The 18,379-nt window shown below is 39.7% G+C and carries 19 protein-coding genes; 14 read left to right on the top strand and 5 right to left on the bottom strand.

Annotation, left to right across the window (positions count from 1 at the left end; translation table 11 throughout):
* The first annotated feature begins 198 nt into the window (after nt 1-198).
* The 3 genes from QM959_RS07130 to ezrA all read left to right on the top strand — a co-directional run bounded on the left by QM959_RS07130 (nt 199) and on the right by ezrA (nt 4,532).
* Complete coding sequence (locus QM959_RS07130; RefSeq protein ID WP_414372354.1) at nt 199-762, top strand: HAD family hydrolase; 564 nt, start codon at nt 199-201, stop codon at nt 760-762.
* Between the two features lie 14 nt (nt 763-776).
* Nucleotides 777-2,723: a DNA topoisomerase (ATP-hydrolyzing) subunit B gene (gyrB, locus tag QM959_RS07125; protein ID WP_414372353.1), complete on the top strand. Its 1,947-nt coding sequence runs from the start codon at nt 777-779 to the stop codon at nt 2,721-2,723.
* Nucleotides 2,724-2,804: 81 nt separating this feature from the next.
* Nucleotides 2,805-4,532, top strand: coding sequence for a septation ring formation regulator EzrA (ezrA, locus tag QM959_RS07120; protein ID WP_414372351.1), 1,728 nt, complete (start codon nt 2,805-2,807; stop codon nt 4,530-4,532).
* A 541-nt stretch (nt 4,533-5,073) separates the two neighbouring features.
* Here the strand turns inward: ezrA and QM959_RS07115 are convergent.
* The 4 genes from QM959_RS07115 to QM959_RS07100 all read right to left on the bottom strand — a co-directional run bounded on the left by QM959_RS07115 (nt 5,074) and on the right by QM959_RS07100 (nt 8,826).
* Complete coding sequence (locus QM959_RS07115; RefSeq protein WP_247935318.1) at nt 5,074-5,373, bottom strand: DUF1827 family protein; 300 nt, start codon at nt 5,371-5,373, stop codon at nt 5,074-5,076.
* 58 nt (nt 5,374-5,431) lie between these two features.
* Nucleotides 5,432-5,884, bottom strand: coding sequence for an NUDIX hydrolase (locus tag QM959_RS07110; protein ID WP_414372349.1), 453 nt, complete (start codon nt 5,882-5,884; stop codon nt 5,432-5,434).
* A gap of 128 nt (nt 5,885-6,012) precedes the next feature.
* Complete coding sequence (locus QM959_RS07105) at nt 6,013-8,271, bottom strand: AAA family ATPase (protein WP_414372348.1); 2,259 nt, start codon at nt 8,269-8,271, stop codon at nt 6,013-6,015.
* A gap of 324 nt (nt 8,272-8,595) precedes the next feature.
* Nucleotides 8,596-8,826 carry a DUF1797 family protein gene (locus tag QM959_RS07100; protein WP_000443570.1) on the bottom strand — a complete coding sequence of 77 codons (231 nt, stop codon included), beginning with the start codon at nt 8,824-8,826 and terminating at the stop codon, nt 8,596-8,598.
* 190 nt (nt 8,827-9,016) lie between these two features.
* Between QM959_RS07100 and QM959_RS07095 the strand changes: the two genes are divergently transcribed.
* The 6 genes from QM959_RS07095 (at nt 9,017) to QM959_RS07070 (ending at nt 13,980) form a co-directional block, all read left to right on the top strand.
* Nucleotides 9,017-9,700, top strand: a complete 684-nt coding sequence (locus QM959_RS07095) for an amino acid ABC transporter permease (RefSeq protein WP_001011642.1) — start codon at nt 9,017-9,019, stop codon at nt 9,698-9,700.
* Complete coding sequence (locus QM959_RS07090; protein WP_000140955.1) at nt 9,700-10,434, top strand: amino acid ABC transporter ATP-binding protein; 735 nt, start codon at nt 9,700-9,702, stop codon at nt 10,432-10,434. The genes QM959_RS07095 and QM959_RS07090 overlap by 1 nt, the downstream gene beginning before the upstream one ends.
* A gap of 177 nt (nt 10,435-10,611) precedes the next feature.
* Entirely contained in the window at nt 10,612-11,469 is an 858-nt protein-coding gene (locus tag QM959_RS07085) for a bifunctional methylenetetrahydrofolate dehydrogenase/methenyltetrahydrofolate cyclohydrolase (protein WP_414372346.1), read from the top strand.
* Between the two features lie 4 nt (nt 11,470-11,473).
* Nucleotides 11,474-12,247, top strand: coding sequence for an HAD hydrolase family protein (locus tag QM959_RS07080; protein ID WP_414372344.1), 774 nt, complete (start codon nt 11,474-11,476; stop codon nt 12,245-12,247).
* A 53-nt stretch (nt 12,248-12,300) separates the two neighbouring features.
* Nucleotides 12,301-13,125 (top strand): phosphate ABC transporter ATPase, encoded by an 825-nt coding sequence (locus QM959_RS07075; protein ID WP_414372342.1) that lies wholly within the window; start codon nt 12,301-12,303, stop codon nt 13,123-13,125.
* Between the two features lie 3 nt (nt 13,126-13,128).
* Nucleotides 13,129-13,980, top strand: coding sequence for an NAD(P)H-hydrate dehydratase (locus QM959_RS07070; RefSeq protein WP_414372340.1), 852 nt, complete (start codon nt 13,129-13,131; stop codon nt 13,978-13,980).
* A 24-nt stretch (nt 13,981-14,004) separates the two neighbouring features.
* On the opposite strand, the gene QM959_RS07065 is transcribed toward QM959_RS07070, so the two are convergent.
* On the bottom strand, nt 14,005-14,190 hold the full coding sequence (locus tag QM959_RS07065) for a hypothetical protein (protein WP_001068558.1): 186 nt from the start codon (nt 14,188-14,190) through the stop codon (nt 14,005-14,007).
* A 160-nt stretch (nt 14,191-14,350) separates the two neighbouring features.
* Here QM959_RS07065 and rpiA point away from each other — a divergent pair, with 160 nt between their 5' ends.
* Genes rpiA through QM959_RS07040 form a run of 5 tightly spaced genes read left to right on the top strand, consistent with a single transcriptional unit; the run spans nt 14,351 to nt 18,363 of the window.
* Nucleotides 14,351-15,034: a ribose-5-phosphate isomerase RpiA gene (gene rpiA, locus QM959_RS07060; RefSeq protein ID WP_414372338.1), complete on the top strand. Its 684-nt coding sequence runs from the start codon at nt 14,351-14,353 to the stop codon at nt 15,032-15,034.
* Nucleotides 15,035-15,057: 23 nt separating this feature from the next.
* Entirely contained in the window at nt 15,058-16,269 is a 1,212-nt protein-coding gene (locus QM959_RS07055) for a phosphopentomutase (RefSeq protein WP_414372336.1), read from the top strand.
* Between the two features lies 1 nt (nt 16,270).
* Entirely contained in the window at nt 16,271-16,828 is a 558-nt protein-coding gene (locus QM959_RS07050; protein ID WP_414372334.1) for a DUF1697 domain-containing protein, read from the top strand.
* Nucleotides 16,828-17,637, top strand: coding sequence for a purine-nucleoside phosphorylase (locus QM959_RS07045; protein ID WP_414372332.1), 810 nt, complete (start codon nt 16,828-16,830; stop codon nt 17,635-17,637). Before QM959_RS07050 ends, QM959_RS07045 begins: the two co-directional genes overlap by 1 nt.
* 12 nt (nt 17,638-17,649) lie before the next feature.
* Nucleotides 17,650-18,363: a LemA family protein gene (locus QM959_RS07040; protein WP_414372330.1), complete on the top strand. Its 714-nt coding sequence runs from the start codon at nt 17,650-17,652 to the stop codon at nt 18,361-18,363.
* Nucleotides 18,364-18,379: the final 16 nt, after the last annotated feature.

Genomic DNA, 18,379 nt, shown 5'->3' with positions numbered 1-18,379 from the left:
TTTATGTTTTGTCATAGTAGACCTCATTTCTAACTCAAACGTCTCATACTTAATTCCACCATAAAAATCCGTTTTAGACTAACTTCCACTTTGGTCAGACAAGTGGAAGTTACTTTGAGAAGTTACCCTCTCGTTTTTTATGTGGAAAACTCAGGGAAATCATCGCTTTTTTAAGGAAAAAATGGTATAATGAAAGCTATGAAATATCACGATTATATCTGGGATTTAGGTGGAACTTTACTGGATAATTATGAAACTTCAACAGCTGCCTTTGTTGAAACATTGGCACTATATGGCATCACACAAGACCATGACAGTGTCTATCAAGCTTTAAAGGTTTCTACTGATTTTGCGATTGAGACATTCGCTCCCAATTTAGAGCATTTTTTAGAAAAGTACAAGGAAAATGAAGCCAGAGAGCTTGAACACCCGATTTTATTTGAAGGAGTTTCTGACTTATTGGAAGACATTTCAAATCAAGGTGGACGTCATTTTTTGGTCTCTCACCGAAATAATCAAGTCTTGGAAATTTTAGAAAAAACCTCCATAGCAGCTTATTTTACGGAAGTAGTGACTTCTAACTCAGGCTTTAAGAGAAAACCAGACCCTGAGTCCATGATTTATTTAAGAGAGAAGTATCAGATTGATTCTGGGCTTGTCATTGGTGATCGGCCGATTGATATCGAAGCAGGTCAAGCTGCAGGATTGGATACCCACTTGTTTACCAGTATCGTGAATTTAAGACAAGTATTAGACATGTAAGAAAAAGGAATAAGATGACAGAAGAAATCAAAAATCTGCAGGCACAAGATTATGATGCCAGTCAAATTCAAGTTTTAGAGGGCTTAGAGGCTGTTCGTATGCGTCCAGGGATGTATATCGGGTCAACTTCAAAAGAAGGTCTTCACCATCTAGTCTGGGAAATTGTTGATAACTCAATTGATGAGGCCTTGGCAGGATTTGCTAGCCATATTCAAGTCTTTATTGAGCCAGATAATTCGATTACTGTTGTCGATGATGGACGTGGTATTCCAGTCGACATTCAGGAAAAAACAGGTCGACCTGCCGTTGAGACTGTCTTTACTGTCCTTCACGCTGGAGGAAAGTTTGGCGGTGGCGGATACAAGGTTTCAGGTGGTCTTCACGGAGTGGGGTCCTCAGTTGTTAACGCCCTTTCCACTCAATTAGACGTTCATGTCCACAAAAACGGGAAAATTCATTACCAAGAATACCGACGTGGTCATGTTGTTGCGGATCTTGAGGTGGTTGGAGATACAGATAAAACGGGAACAACTGTTCACTTCACACCAGACCCAGAGATCTTCACAGAAACAACGACTTTTGATTTTGAAAAATTAAATAAACGGATTCAAGAGTTGGCCTTTCTAAATCGTGGCCTTCAAATTTCAATTACAGATAAGCGTGAAGGTTTGGAACAAACCAAGCATTATCATTACGAAGGTGGGATTGCTAGCTACGTTGAGTATATCAACGAGAATAAGGATGTAATCTTTGATACACCAATCTACACAGACGGTGAGATGGATGATATCACAGTTGAAGTAGCTATGCAATACACAACGGGTTACCATGAAAATGTCATGAGTTTCGCTAATAATATTCATACCCATGAAGGCGGAACGCATGAGCAAGGTTTCCGTACAGCACTGACTCGTGTTATCAATGATTATGCTCGTAAGAATAAGTTACTGAAAGACAATGAAGAAAACCTGACAGGGGAAGATGTCCGTGAAGGATTAACTGCAGTTATCTCAGTTAAACACCCAAATCCGCAGTTTGAAGGACAAACTAAGACCAAATTGGGAAATAGTGAAGTGGTCAAGATTACCAATCGCCTTTTCAGTGATGCCTTCTCTGATTTTCTCATGGAAAATCCACAGATTGCTAAACGTATCGTGGAAAAAGGAATTTTGGCTGCTAAGGCTCGTGTGGCTGCCAAGCGTGCGCGTGAAGTCACTCGTAAAAAATCTGGTTTGGAAATTTCCAACCTTCCAGGTAAACTAGCAGACTGTTCTTCTAACAATCCAGCTGAAACAGAACTCTTTATCGTCGAAGGAGACTCAGCTGGTGGATCAGCCAAATCTGGTCGTAACCGTGAATTTCAGGCTATTCTTCCGATTCGTGGTAAAATCTTGAACGTTGAAAAGGCAAGTATGGATAAAATTCTTGCTAACGAAGAAATTCGTAGTCTTTTCACAGCCATGGGAACAGGATTTGGAGTAGAATTTGATGTTTCAAAAGCCCGTTACCAAAAACTCGTTCTGATGACAGATGCCGATGTCGATGGAGCCCACATCCGTACCCTTCTTTTAACCTTGATTTATCGTTATATGAAACCAATCCTAGAAGCTGGTTATGTTTATATTGCCCAACCACCAATCTATGGTGTCAAGGTTGGAAGCGAGATTAAAGAATATATCCAGCCAGGTGCAGATCAAGAAATTAAACTCCAAGAAGCTTTGGCCCGTTATAGTGAAGGTCGTACCAAACCGACCATTCAGCGTTATAAGGGGCTAGGTGAAATGGACGATCATCAGTTATGGGAAACAACCATGGATCCCGAACATCGTTTGATGGCTAGAGTTTCTGTAGATGATGCTGCAGAAGCAGATAAAATCTTTGATATGTTGATGGGGGATCGAGTAGAGCCTCGTCGAGAGTTTATCGAAGAAAATGCCGTCTATAGTACACTGGATGTCTAAAAAATCGGGAGAAGTAGTTCCCTTGGTCTAAAAAATATGATATAATCATTACGATTGTTTCAAGTAAAAAAGGAGTTTAATATGTCTGCTAGACTAGTAATTTATTTAATAATTGCAGTTGCAGTTTTATTGGTCATTGCCTATGCTATCGCAATCTATGTACGAAAACGCAATGAAAGTAAACTAGCAATTTTAGAAGAGAAAAAAGAAGAACTGTACAATCTTCCAGTTAATGATGAAGTTGAAGCTGTAAAAAATATGCACTTGATTGGACAAAGTCAAGTGACTTTCCGTGAATGGAATCAAAAATGGGTTGATCTATCTCTTAATTCTTTTGCCGATATCGAAAATAATCTTTTCGAGGCAGAAGGCTACAATAACTCATTCCGTTTTTTCAAGGCCAGTAATCAAATTGATCAAATCGAAAGTCAAATTACCTTGATTGAAGAAGATATTGCGGCAATTCGCAATGCCTTGGCAGATTTGGAGAAACAAGAATCTAAAAATAGTGGACGTGTTCTTCATACCTTGGACTTGTTTGAAGAGTTACAACACCGAGTTGCTGATCATTCTGAAGAATATGGCCAAGGTTTGTCTGAAATCGAAAAACAATTGGAAAATATCCAATCAGAGTTTTCTCAGTTTGTAACTTTAAACTCGTCTGGAGACCCAGTAGAAGCAGCCGTGATTTTGGATAATGCTGAAAATCATATCTTGGCTTTAACGCATATTGTTGACCGTATCCCAGCAATTGTAGCAACATTATCTAAAGACCTACCTGATCAACTGGAAGATTTAGAAGATGGCTACCGTAAGCTTTTAGATGCTAATTATCATTTTGCTGAAACGGATATTGAATCTCGCTTCCAGTTGCTTTATGAAGCTTTGAAGAAAAACCATGAAAATATTGCACAATTAGAGTTGGATAATGCTGAGTATGAAAATACTCAAGTTCAAGAAGAAATCAATGCACTTTATGATATCTTTACTCGAGAAATCGCCGCTCAAAAAGTAGTAGAAGGCTTAGTAGCAACACTTCCTACATATTTGAAACACATGAAAGATAGTAATGCTGTTTTAGTGGAAGATATTCAACGATTGAGTAACAATTACCTACTATCTGAAACGGATGTTAGTCATGTTCATCGATTACAAGCTGAGCTAGAGTCTTTGGAAGAATCTGTACTGGAATTAACTTCTGAACAAGAGGAACAGTTGGAGCCCTATTCATTCCTTGAAGAACGTTTGGAAAATTTACAAGCGACTTTGAAGGAAATTGAAGATGAACAAGTTGAGGTTAGTCAACGTCTTGCTCAGATTGAAAAAGATGATATCAATGCTCGCCAGAAGGCAAATGTTTATGTAAATCGTCTTCATACGATTAAGAGATATATGGAAAAACGCAATCTTCCAGGTATTCCTCAGAATTTCTTACAGTTATTCTTTACAGCAAGTAACCATACTGAAGAGTTGATGGCTGAACTAGAAGAAGCTCGGGTCAATATCGAAGCTGTGAACCGTATGCTTGAAATTACAACAAATGATATGGAAGCACTTGAAGAAGAAACCTATAATATTGTTCAATATGCAACATTGACAGAACAATTGCTACAGTATTCGAACCGTTACCGCTCATTTGATGAACGAATTCAAGAAGCCTTTAATGAATCATTAGAAATTTTTGAAAAAGAATTTGATTACCATGCTTCATTTGATAAGATTTCGCAAGCTTTGGAAGTTGCAGAACCAGGTGTAACCAACCGTTTTGTTACTTCATACGAAAAAACTCGTGAGACGATTCGTTTCTAACATAATAAAAAAGATTTGGTTCTGTGAGAAGCAGAACCAAATCTTTTTTATAGTAATACTCATCAAAAATCTCTTCAAACCACGTCAGCTTTGCCTTGCCTTATATATGGTATTACCTTCGTCAATCCTATCTGTAGCTTCAAAGTTATGCTTTGAGCAACCTGTTGCTATCTCTCTAGTTTGCTCTTTGATTTTTATTGAGTATAAGGCAGAGCCGTAATCTTTTTCAAAAATGTTCAAAATTATAAAAACGCATAATAGCAGATGTAGAAAATCTTGCTGCTATGCGTTTTATTATGGAAAGACTTAATGGATTTTTTCTCAAATCAAGTTTTTATACTCTTCAAAAATCTCTTCAAACCACGTCAGCTTCACCTTGGATTATATGTGACTGACTTCGTCAGTTCTATCTGCAACCTCAAAACGGTGTTTTGAGCTGCCGTCGTCAGTTCTATCTGCAACCTCAAAGCAGTGCTTTGAATAACCTGCGACTAGCTTCCTAGTTTGCTCTCTGATTTTTATTGAGTATTACTTAACTTCTTTACTTGGTTGGAATCGAAATTTCAATTAATTTTTCTGAATAGAGGGTTTTGATATTAGCCTCATCAATAGAGTCCTTATCAATTTTACGTTTCAAGAAAAATTCTTGGATGGATTCAATTTCAGTTTCGCGAATAGCACGGTGTTTGTTTGAGATGAGGATTTCATAGTGAAGCGGAGCTTGGGTAAAAATAACATCGGTATTCCCCGCAGAATAGACCTCAACAAGGGTTGCATCAGTACTTTCTAGCTGGCTTTTTACAAGTTGCGAGTGTGAGTTTGTCGTATTGATAAGCTTCATAACATTTCCTCCGATTTTCTAATTCTATTATAGCACTTTTTGAATAAAGTAGCTTGATTTAGTCAATCTTATGTTGTTTTTTCCAAGATTCGATGGCCCATTTATGACTACCACGTTTGAGGTTTTCAATAGCCTCGTCAATAGGGAACCAGGCAATATGATTAAAGTCTTCTAGTGGTTTTTGTACTTCTTTGAAGGAAGTCGCTTCATAGAGGTATGCAGGATTGTAGTAGTAGGTATCACGGTGACGAGAGTAGAAATATTCGTCAGCTTGTCCGTAATAGACACCAATTTCAGCTGTGAAGCCAAGCTCTTCAATCAATTCACGTTTTAGGGCTTCTTGATGATTTTCACCTGCTTCAATTTCACCACCTGGTAAGAACCAAGCGCCATTTGGTGCTTGAACAAGAACAATTTGTTTTTGTTCAGCGTCAGGGATAACAGCATATACACCATAACGAGCAACATAGTCTGTATTCTCTTTTTTTTCTCCGAAAGTTGGGTTTGCCATTGTATTTTCCTCATTATCTATTATCTTTATTATTATCTTAATGGACAAAGACCGAGCTGTCAAGAACTTATAGTTATTTTAGTAAAAAGAGCAGAAAAATTTCATTTTCTACTCCTTTTCTATAGGATTTATACTTCTTTTTCAGAAGTTTTTCCTTCAGCTTTTTTGGCAGACTTGATTTGAATCTTGCCCTTACTGGTCATAACTGCCTTGAGGTCTTTTTCGCTTGGATTTTCAAGGTAGTAGTCAGTGATTGCGTCCTCAATATAATCTTGAATAGTTCGACGAAGTGGGCGTGCTCCCATTTTTGGATCATAACCGAGGTCAACCAATTTTTCCTTGACCTTGTCAGTTACATCTAAATGAATGTTGTTGCTAGAGAGGCGTTTGTTAACATCTGCTAGCATGAGCTCGACAATCTGAAGGAGGTTATCCTTGCTGAGAGCCTTAAATTCGATAATACCATCAAAACGGTTCATAAACTCTGGGCTAAAGAAGTTACCGAGTTCACCAAGAACAGAGTTGGTCCGTCCTTCTCTAGCAGCACCAAATCCAACGCTGGCTTCGGCTTTTCCTGTCCCAGCATTTGAAGTCATGATAATGATGGCGTCCTTGAAGCTAACAGTCCGTCCTTGTCCGTCTGTCAAACGACCATCGTCCAAGACTTGAAGGAACATATGCATAACATCAGGATGGGCTTTCTCCACTTCATCTAAGAGAATAAGAGAGTATGGGTTGCGACGAACTTTTTCCGTTAACTGCCCAGCCTCATCGTAGCCAACATAACCTGGAGGGGCACCAACCAACTTAGCCACGCTGTGTTTTTCCATGTATTCGCTCATGTCAAAGCGAATCATGCTGTCAGCAGAACCAAAAAGTTCAATGGCTAGTTGTTTGGAAAGTTCTGTCTTACCGACACCAGTTGGTCCGACAAAGAGGAAGCTTCCGATTGGACGGTTAGGGGTTCCAAGTCCAACCCGATTACGGCGAATAGCCTTGCTAATCTTATCGACTGCATCATCTTGGCCAATAACATGAGACTTGAGATCTTCGGCTAGATGGATGAGTTGAGATTGTTCTTTCTCTTTTAAGTCACCAACAGGGATGTTTGTTTTCTGCTCGATAATGTGCTCAATGGTTTTTTCACTGATGATAGGAGTATCCTGGTCTGTGACCTTTTTCTTTTGCATTTCCTTATACTTGGCAATCTGATCGCGGAAATAGGCCGCCTTCTCAAAATCTTCTTCTCGTGTAGCTTGAGATTTGAGATTTTCAGCCTCAATCAAGCGCTGATCAATCACTTTAGGATCCACAAAATTCAAGGTCAGGTTCATCTTAGAGCCAGCTTCATCCAGGAGGTCAATGGCCTTGTCAGGTAAGAAGCGATCTTGGATGTAGCGGTTGGAAAGAGTTGCAGCTGCTTCAATTGCAGCATCGGTATAGTGAACGTGATGGTAGTCTTCGTATTTCTTTTGAATCCCTTTGAGGATAGTAATTGTTTCGTCCACGGTTGGTTCATCAACCTTAACGGGTTGCATACGACGCTCTAGGGCAGCATCCTTTTCAATGATACGGTATTCATTGAGGGTAGTAGCACCGACCAGTTGCAGTTCCCCACGAGCAAGGGCTGGCTTGAGGATATTTCCAGCATCCATATTGCCATCGCCAGCAGAACCCGCACCGACAATTTCATGGATTTCGTCGATAAAGAGAATGATGTCCTCACGTTTGCGAATTTCTTCCATAAGTTTTTGCATACGTTCTTCAAATTGTCCACGGATCCCCGTTCCTTGAACCAAGCTAACCACATCCAGACGGATAACTTGTTTTCCTTGGAGTTTATATGGAACATCTCCATCGACGATTTTCTGAGCTAGACCTTCGACAACGGCAGTTTTTCCAACACCTGGTTCACCGATAAGAACAGGATTATTCTTGGTTCTACGATTGAGAATCTCGATGACACGGATAATCTCATCGTCGCGTCCAATTACAGGGTCAATATCTCCACGACGAGCAATCTCAGTTACGTTGATACCAAATTCTTCTAGCAGGCCTTTTTCTTGGCTAGGTGGCGGAGTTTGAGCAGGTCCACGATTTTGGGAACCATAACCGCCGTTTCCACCGTAACCTCCTCCTGATTGGGTTGGGGGAGTTGGAGGAGTATTGTTAGAAGGTCTAAAATTGTTTAGGTCATTGAAGAAATCACCAAAGGGATCAAAGTCACGATTGTTCAAATCCGTCATGCCTTTAAAGAGACTATTGTTAGGATCTGTTTTGATAATCTTGTAGCAGTTTTGACAGAGGTCAATTTGCTTTTGTTTTCCATTGAGATTGGTGTAAAGATGAATTGTTGAGTCGTTGATTTTACAGTTTTGACAAAGCATACATCTACCTCATTTCTTTCTTTAGCCTGACCTGTCTAAAGGTCAAAAATAGTCAAATTTCTATACTCTCATTATAACAGGATTGGGGTGTAAAGCAAGTAAAAAGATTGTAGATATGATAATACTCAATGAAAATCAAAGAGCAAACTAGGAAACTAGCCGCAGGCTGTACTTGAGTACGGCAAGGCGACGCTGACGTGGTTTGAATTAGTATAAGTTGTTACAATGAAAATCTTTGTGAATTTGAACTATAAAAAAATCCTATTTGTGAGACAAAAAGGATTTTGGTTAGACATGCAGGGTTTAATCCCAGCTTGTTTTATACTAGTATAGGAGTTCGTAAATCTCCATTGCAATCAAGTCAATGCTGTCAAACGTATAAGTTTCGCGAGCTTCGACATCACGAAGGGTAAAGATTGATCCGTTTTCTTCATCATGGCTGTATGCAACTTCTGCAACAACAACTCCTTCGCGTTCAAAATTACGTTTTAAATTTCCGCCGTCTTTTGCCATTGCTTCAAGGCGGTTGATGATTCTAACCAAATGTGATTCCATTTTGATTCTCCTTCATTTCTTATCGTTACTATTTTACCATAAAGGAGGTCAACTTGACTAGAAAAAACTAAGATTTCTCGCTAATTCTACTAGTTGAAAGATTTTTTGAATAAATTAGATAAAGTATTTGAATTTTAATTCAAATCATGTTATAATCATACAGTATTCTATTTTAGAAAGTAGTGTGACTATGAATTTTTCTTTTTTACCTAAGTATTTACCTTATTTTAACTATGGAGCTGTTGTGACGGTTCTCATTTCTATCTGTGTTGTCTTTTTGGGGACTATTTTGGGTGTTGTCTTGGCTTTTGGGCAACGTTCAAAGTTTAAACCGCTTGTTTGGCTCGCCAACTTGTACGTTTGGATTTTCCGTGGGACGCCGATGATGGTTCAGATTATGATTGCCTTTGCTCTTATGCATATCAATGCTCCGACTATTCAGGTTGGGATTTTGGGAGTTGATCTGTCTCGTCTGATTCCAGGGATTTTGATTATCTCTATGAACAGTGGTGCTTATGTTTCTGAGACTGTTCGGGCTGGGATTAATGCGGTTCCAAAAGGTCAGTTAGAGGCGGCTTATTCTTTAGGGATTCGTCCTAAAAATGCTATGCGCTATGTGATTTTGCCACAAGCAATTAAAAATATCTTGCCAGCATTGGGAAACGAATTTATCACTATTATCAAGGATAGCTCCCTCTTATCAGCTATTGGTGTCATGGAGTTGTGGAATGGGGCTACAACAGTTTCTACAACGACCTATCTACCTTTAACACCACTTTTATTTGCAGCCTTTTATTACTTGATTATGACCTCTATTTTGACAGTAGCCTTGAAAGCTTTTGAAAAACGTATGGGACAAGGAGATAAGAAATAATGACAGAAACCTTGATAAAAATTGAAAATTTACATAAATCCTTTGGAAAGAATGAAGTATTGAAGGGCATCAACCTCGAGATTAAAAGAGGAGAGGTTGTTGTTATCATAGGTCCTTCAGGAAGTGGGAAATCTACCTTGCTTCGCTCTATGAATTTGCTAGAAGAAGCAACTAAAGGGAAGGTTATCTTTGAGGGAGTCGATATTACGGACAAGAAGAATGACCTCTTTGCCATGCGTGAGAAGATGGGTATGGTTTTCCAACAATTTAACCTCTTTCCTAATATGACTGTGATGGAAAATATCACCTTGTCTCCTATCAAGACCAAAGGCGAAAGTAAGGCAGTTGCAGAGAAGAGAGCTCAGGAACTTTTGGAAAAAGTTGGTTTACCAGATAAGGCAACTGCTTATCCACAGAGTTTGTCAGGTGGCCAGCAACAGCGGATTGCTATTGCGCGTGGCTTAGCTATGGAACCAGATGTTTTGCTCTTTGACGAGCCAACTTCAGCCCTGGACCCTGAAATGGTAGGTGAAGTGTTGGCTGTTATGCAAGACCTAGCCAAGTCAGGAATGACCATGGTTATCGTAACACATGAGATGGGATTTGCTCGTGAGGTGGCAGACCGTGTCATCTTTATGGCAGACGGTGTGGTTGTTGAAGACGGAACACCTGAACAGATTTTTGAACAAACTCAAGAACAACGGACTAAAGACTTCTTGAGTAAGGTTTTATAAGTTAGCTTTGTTTAGCTATTTGTAGCCAACTTTACATATAAAATATAGATTAATGAAAAGCTCGAACCGAGCTTTTTCTTATAGTTTGAAACTATAGGGTTGCCTAAGAAAGAAGTGTTAGAGGGGACTAGCAGTTTTTGGTATAATGGAAGATATTTGAAAGAAAAGAGAAGTGATATGACACAGATTATTGATGGGAAGGCTTTAGCGGCCAAATTGCAGGGGCTGTTGGCTGAAAAGACTGCAAAATTAAAGGAAGAAACAGGTCTAGTACCTGGTTTGGTAGTGATTTTGGTGGGAGATAATCCTGCAAGCCAAGTCTATGTTCGTAACAAGGAACGTTCTGCTCTTGCGGCTGGTTTCCGTAGCGAAGTAGTGCGAGTTCCAGAGACCATTACTCAAGAGGAGTTGTTAGACTTGATTGCCAAATACAATCAGGATTCAGCTTGGCATGGGATTTTGGTCCAGTTGCCATTACCAAAACATATCGATGAAGAGGCAGTTTTATTAGCCATTGACCCAGAAAAGGATGTGGATGGTTTCCATCCTCTAAACATGGGACGTCTTTGGTCTGGCCATCCAGTTATGATTCCATCGACACCTGCAGGAATTATGGAGATGTTTCATGAGTATGGAATTGATTTAGAAGGTAAAAATGCCGTTGTTATCGGTCGTTCCAATATCGTTGGAAAACCCATGGCCCAGCTTCTTTTGGCCAAGAATGCAACAGTGACCTTGACTCACTCACGGACTCATAATCTCGCTAAGGTTGCTGCAAAAGCGGATATTCTTGTGGTCGCAATCGGTCGTGCCAAGTTTGTGACTCCTGACTTTGTCAAACCAGGTGCTGTTGTCATTGACGTTGGGATGAACCGCGATGAAAATGGCAAGCTCTGTGGGGATGTGGATTATGAGGCGGTTGCACCACTTGCTAGTCATATCACGCCAGTTCCTGGAGGTGTTGGTCCTATGACCATTACTATGCTGATGGAGCAAACCTATCAGGCAGCACTGCGGACATTGAACAAGGACTAGGAAGATGAAATTCGTATTTGATTTGGATGGGACGTTGTCTTTTGACTATATGACCATAGATGAAGAGATCAAGCAGGTTCTTTTAAAGGCTGAAGATTATGGGCATGAGGTTGTATTTGCCTCAGCTCGCTCTTATCGGGATTGTTTGGGCTTGTTAAGTCCCGAGCTCAGTCAGCGTTTGGTTATAGGTTTGAATGGTGGTGTAGCCTATTATCTGGGGAAAGCTATCTATGAAAGAAATCTCGATGCTAGAGTTTATCAGGCGCTGGTGGATTATTGCCAAACCTATAATCTCCCTTTCTTTGTAGATGATTGCTTTGACTATAGTGGTCAGATCGTGGGGAAGATTCCATTTATCTCTAGTGTGGATCCCCTAAAGGTAGCTCGTCATCAGAAACTTGAGGACTTGGGTACTCCGATTAAGATAGTCGTTTATATGGGAGACCATGAGGATTTGCTTGATGACCTTCTTGGTCAGTTAGAAAGACTGGGGCAGGCTCATCTGTCCTATCATGCCCATGAAAAGTGCCTTTATGTCAATCCTTGGGATACTCATAAGGCGACAACTGTTGAAAAGTTGTGTGGAGAGAACTTCATCGCTTTTGGAAATGACCAAAATGATATTGAACTGTTTAAAACATCTCTCTACTCTGTCCAGATAGGAGATTTTGCTGGCCTTACTCCATATGCAGATGAAACGTTTGAGCTAAAAGGAGAACCTTCTCCAGCAGTGGCAGCTAAAATCTTACAGACCTTTGCGGAATTTAAGGGAAAATAGATAAAAGGAGGTAAGTGCCTCCTTTTTGTTGTATAATAAAGTGAGGTGATTAGATGATTTTAAAAATTTATAATGGAGAATATAGTTTGCAATGGGATGGAATATATCACTTAGCACTAATTGATTATCCAAATATTCAAGAGTGGGAATTAGAAAAAATTGCTAAATTTATAGCTTACGAAAAACTTCATAAACGTCAAACAAGTATCGAGTGTAATGATTCTTGTTTAAAAAAAGAAATTTTAGATTACCTCTGTCAGCATCCTTTTCTGCCACCATTTACCCCTACAGATAAAAGGGTAGCCTCGACTTATGATTTACATAAGAGGTTAGTGACTTCAGACTACTGTAGTCATACTACGACTATAGATGCAGCAATTTCTATTCTTAAAACTGGTCAGCTATTATCTGCTGTAAAAGCCTTTGGTCGATACGCTGAGGAGTTGGTTTTTGATAGTCGAAATGCTGCATCTGATCCAGCAGATTATTTTGACTATATCATGTTTGGATGGTCTAATACGACTTCGGGTTACCGACTCGCTATGGAGCGTTTGTTAGGACGGGCACCTTCTGAAGAGGAACTGCAAGAAAAGTTCATTCCTGGCGTTAGTTTTCATTTCCTGTATGAAGAATTAATTCAAGCACCAGGTTATATCTTTGATGGCTATCATGTTGCGAAGGTAAGAGATAGTTTAGATTTGGATACCTTTCTTCATTTGTGTATGATTCCTTCGAAAGATAAGGCTTGTTTTGAAGGTTTGATTCCTAGTCAATTACAAGATAGAGTGATTTACCTAGACTATGAGGGAGAAGGGTTACAGGCTTGGAATACTAAGGTGAATCAAGTGTTACATAGTAAGGATAAGTTGAAGGAGTAGTGTATGAAGGAGATTAATCAAGCTCTACTGAAAAAAGTAATCATCGAGCGTCCTCGGTCTAGTCATAAGGGAGACTACGGTCGTCTTCTCTTGATTGGGGGAACTTATCCCTATGGGGGAGCGATTATTATGGCTGCCTTAGGGGCGGTTAGAAGTGGCGCAGGCTTATTGACAGTAGCAACGGATAAAGAAAATATTCCAGCTCTCCATAGCCATTTACCAGAAGCTATGGCCTTTTCTCTTCAAGACCAGCAATTGTTAAAAGAGCAGTTGGAGAAGGCAGAAGTTGTCTTACTGGGACCTGGTTTACGAGACGATGCTTTTGGAGAAAATCTAGTAAAACAAGTCTTTGCTAGCTTAAGACAGAATCAGATTTTGATTGTAGATGGAGGTGCCCTGACTATTCTTGCTAGGACAAAGTTGTCATTTCCGTCTAACCAGCTTATCCTAACTCCCCACCAAAAAGAATGGGAAAAGCTGTCTGGTATTGCTATTGAAAAGCAAAACGAGGATGTAACAGCTAGTGCCCTGAATTCCTTCCTTCAAGGAACAATTTTGGTGGAGAAAGGTCCAGCTACTCGTATTTGGCAAGTTGGTCAGTCTGATTATTACCAGTTACAGGTTGGTGGCCCTTATCAGGCGACTGGAGGAATGGGAGATACACTAGCTGGGATGATTGCAGGATTTGCAGGCCAGTTTAAACAAGCCAGTCTCTACGAGCGTGTGGCAGTAGCGACCCATCTTCATTCAGCCATAGCCCAAAAACTAGCTCAAGAACATTATGTGGTCTTGCCGACGGAAATCAGCTCTTATCTTCCCGAAATAATGAAAAAAATATCTCAAAAAGGCACCTGATGGTTTCAGGCGCCTTTATATTTTTTAGAAAAAACCTTTAATCTTTCCAACGAGGCCATCTAGACCTTCAGAACCAGAAATCAACTGCTGAGCTTGAGAGAAGTATTCTCCAAGCTGTTCTTGATTTTCTGCAACAAATGTTTTTGCAGCTTCGAAATCTTTTGTTTCGATTAATTCTTTTACTTGATTAAACAAATCTAATGGATTCATATTATGTCTCCTTTTCTGTACTTAACCATTTAACCATCTTTATGATAAAAAATCAACCTAGTAAGATTTCTTCTAGAATGGATATCGGTTTCAAATTTTCAGATGAATATTAAGCCTTTACATGGTATAATAGAAGCAGCTCTCTAATGGAGGTGTTTGAGTGGAAAATCTGAAGAAAATGGCAGGCATCAAGGCTGCTGAGTTTGTCAAGGATGGGATTGTTGTCGGACTGGGAACTGGTTCTACTGCCTATTATTTTGTTGAAGAGATCGGTCGTCGTATTAAGGAAGAAGGGTTGCAGATTACAGCTGTAACGACTTCTAGTGTGACCAGTAAACAGGCTGAAGGGCTTAATATTCCGCTCAAGTCTATTGACCAAGTAGACTTTGTAGACCTAACCGTTGATGGTGCTGATGAAGTGGATAGTCAGTTTAACGGCATTAAAGGTGGTGGTGGTGCCCTTCTCATGGAAAAGATTGTAGCAACTCCATCTAAAGAATATATCTGGGTTGTTGATGAAAGCAAGCTAGTAGAGAAACTAGGAGCCTTTAAATTACCTGTAGAGGTAGTTCAGTATGGTGCAGAGCAAGTCTTTCGTCGATTCGAGCGAGCTGGCTACAAACCGAGCTTTCGCGAAAAGGAGGGCCAACGCTTTGTGACGGATATGAAAAATTTCATCATTGACCTTGATTTAGGTGTTATTGATGATCCTATTGTTCTTGGGCAAGAGTTGGACCACATTGTTGGTGTTGTCGAGCACGGCTTATTTAACCAAATGGTGGATAAGGTCATCGTTGCTGGACGAGATGGGGTTCGGATTTTAACTTCGACAAAAGCAAACTAATCAAAGTAATAAGGAGACACACTATGTCAAAATTTAATCGTATTCACTTGGTGGTATTGGATTCTGTAGGAATCGGTGCAGCACCAGATGCTAATAACTTTGTAAATGCTGGGGTTCCAGATGGAGCTTCTGACACACTGGGACATATTTCTAAAACAGTTGGTTTGAATGTCCCAATCATGGCTAAAATCGGTCTAGGAAATATTCCTCGTGAAACTCCTCTTAAGACTGTGCCGGCAGAAAGCAATCCAACTGGATATGCAACAAAATTGGAAGAAGTATCTCTTGGTAAGGATACTATGACTGGACACTGGGAAATCATGGGGCTCAACATTACGGAGCCTTTCGATACTTTCTGGAACGGATTCCCAGAAGAAATCTTGACAAAAATCGAAGAATTCTCAGGACGTAAGGTTATTCGTGAAGCTAACAAACCTTACTCAGGAACAGCTGTTATCGATGATTTTGGACCACGTCAGATGGAAACTGGGGAGTTGATTATCTATACATCAGCTGATCCAGTTCTTCAAATCGCAGCTCACGAAGATATCATTCCTTTGGATGAACTCTACCGTATTTGTGAATACGCTCGTTCGATTACCCTTGAGCGTCCTGCTCTCTTAGGTCGTATCATTGCCCGTCCGTATGTAGGTGAACCAGGAAACTTCACTCGTACGGCAAACCGTCGTGACTTGGCTGTATCTCCATTTGCCCCAACTGTTTTGGATAAATTGAACGAAGCTGGTATCGATACTTATGCTGTTGGTAAGATTAACGATATCTTTAACGGCGCTGGTATCAACCATGACATGGGTCACAATAAATCAAATAGCCATGGAATTGATACACTATTGAAGACTATGGGCCTTGCTGAGTTTGAAAAAGGATTCTCATTCACAAACTTGGTTGACTTTGATGCCCTTTACGGACACCGTCGTGATGCCCATGGTTACCGTGATTGCTTGCATGAGTTCGATGAACGCTTGTCTGAAATTATTGCAGCCATGAGAGAGAATGACCTTCTCTTGATTACTGCGGACCACGGGAACGACCCAACTTATGTGGGAACAGACCACACTCGCGAATATATTCCACTTTTGGCTTACAGTCGTGCCTTTAAAGGAAATGGTTTGCTGCCTGTCGGACATTTCGCAGATATCTCAGCGACTATAGCAGATAACTTTGGTGTGGAAACTGCCATGATTGGGGAAAGTTTCTTAGATAAATTGGTATAAGATGACGCGATATGCTTTACTTGTTCGGGGCATTAATGTCGGTGGGAAAAATAAGGTTGTCATGGCGGAGCTTCGTCAAGAACTGACAGAGTTGAAACTGGAAAAGGTTGAAACCTACATCAACAGTGGCAATATTTTCTTTGACACTAATATTGCTAGAAATCAGTTAGTTGAGGCTTTAAAGGGATTCTTAAAAAGGCACTATCCATTTATCCAACATTTTTCCTTGTTGTCTAATGAAGACTATGAAAAGGAAGTTAGAAATCTTCCTGATTGGTGGAATCATGAAATATCTCGGAAGGATGTGCTCTTTTACACTGAGGACTTGGATGTGGATCAAGTCATCGAGAAAGTGAAGAGTTTGGAACTGTTCGATGAAGTGCTTCATTTCGGGAGATTAGGGATTTTCTGGGGCAAGTTGTCAGAAGCTACCTACTCTAAAACAGCCTATCACAATCACTTGCTAAAGATGCCATTCTATCGCAATATTACCATTCGTAACGCTAATACCTTTGACAAAATTAGTCAATTTTTAAAACATAAAGAAGGAGATACCTAATGACATTTTTAGATAAAATCAGTGAAACAGCTGCTTTTTTGAAAGGCAAGGGAGTAGAAGCGCCAGAGTTTGGTCTAATCCTTGGATCAGGACTCGGTGAACTTGCTGAAGAAATCGACAATCCAGTTGTTGTAGACTATGCAGATATTCCAAACTGGGGTCGTTCGACAGTAGTCGGTCACGCTGGTAAATTGGTATATGGAGAACTTGCAGGACGTAAAGTATTAGCGCTTCAAGGTCGTTTCCATTTCTACGAAGGAAACCCATTGGAAGTAGTGACTTTCCCAGTTCGTGTCATGAAAGTGTTGGGATGTGAAGGGGTTCTTGTAACCAATGCTGCAGGTGGTATCGGCTATGGACCAGGAACCTTGATGGCCATCACTGACCACATCAATATGACTGGTCAAAACCCATTGATGGGTGAAAACTTGGATGATTTTGGTCCTCGTTTCCCAGATATGTCTAAAGCCTACACACCAGAATATCGTGCTACTGCACATGAAGTGGCTAAAAAACTTGGTATCAAGCTTGATGAAGGTGTCTATATCGGAGTGACTGGTCCGACTTATGAAACTCCAGCAGAAATTCGTGCCTATAAGACACTTGGAGCAGATGCCGTCGGTATGTCTACGGTTCCTGAAGTTATCGTGGCAGCTCACTCAGGCTTGAAAGTTCTGGGAATTTCATGTATTACCAACTTTGCAGCTGGTTTCCAAGAAGAACTCAACCACGAAGAAGTGGTGGAAGTAACAGAACGTGTTAAAGGTGATTTCAAAGGCTTGCTGAAAGCGATTCTTGCTGAATTATAAAAGGATTAATTGATGTCAAATTTAATGAATAATCCATTATTTCGTATCATTCGTGGAGTTTTTATAGTTGCTCTCCTAACTATTATTTGGTTGATTATATTTTCTGCCATAGATACGAGTGGTAGTGAAATAGACTATGAACCATTTCAAGGAGCATCTATCGTATTTGCAGTTTTAAGCTATATCATAATAGTCTTTCTATTTCAATACCATAAAGTTGTTAATTTAAAAGAGTTAATTAAATCTTCATACAGTGCAATTGAAATTAAAGAGCAGTATGTGGAAAAGTTAATTGTACAACTTCGTGAATTGACCGATAAAATTGTTGACCATGAGTTAAAAATGTCTGTTAGGAAAAATGTTTCAGAATTGTTGGAAGAAAAAAAGTCTGTTAACAATTTTACTAACGATGAAAATCAAGCTAATCATTCAGAATCTAAGCGTAAATTTTATGGTGAATCTGGAAATTCTTCCAAACACGAATACTCTACTAAAGTGGAGGAGACGAAGAATAAAATTATTGAGGAAATTGAAAGAGATACAAGTGTTACCGCAGATCAAAGTATAAAGGATCTGATTTCTGAGATTAAGGAGTCAGAAGTGCTAGTTGCTAATCAAAAATTACACTATAATGAAACGGTATCGCAATATAACAAAGAAATTTACACTTTACCATTTGCATTTTTAAGAACAACTTTAGGACATTCAGAAAAAAACTATTTATAATATTTAACAAAATCAT

Origin of the sequence: Streptococcus mitis (assembly GCF_047459985.1) — a bacterium.
GTDB classification, from domain to species: domain Bacteria; phylum Bacillota; class Bacilli; order Lactobacillales; family Streptococcaceae; genus Streptococcus; species Streptococcus mitis_DZ.
The sequence above is the reverse complement of the archived record's forward strand: the minus strand, read 5'-3'. Positions and strand labels throughout refer to the sequence as shown.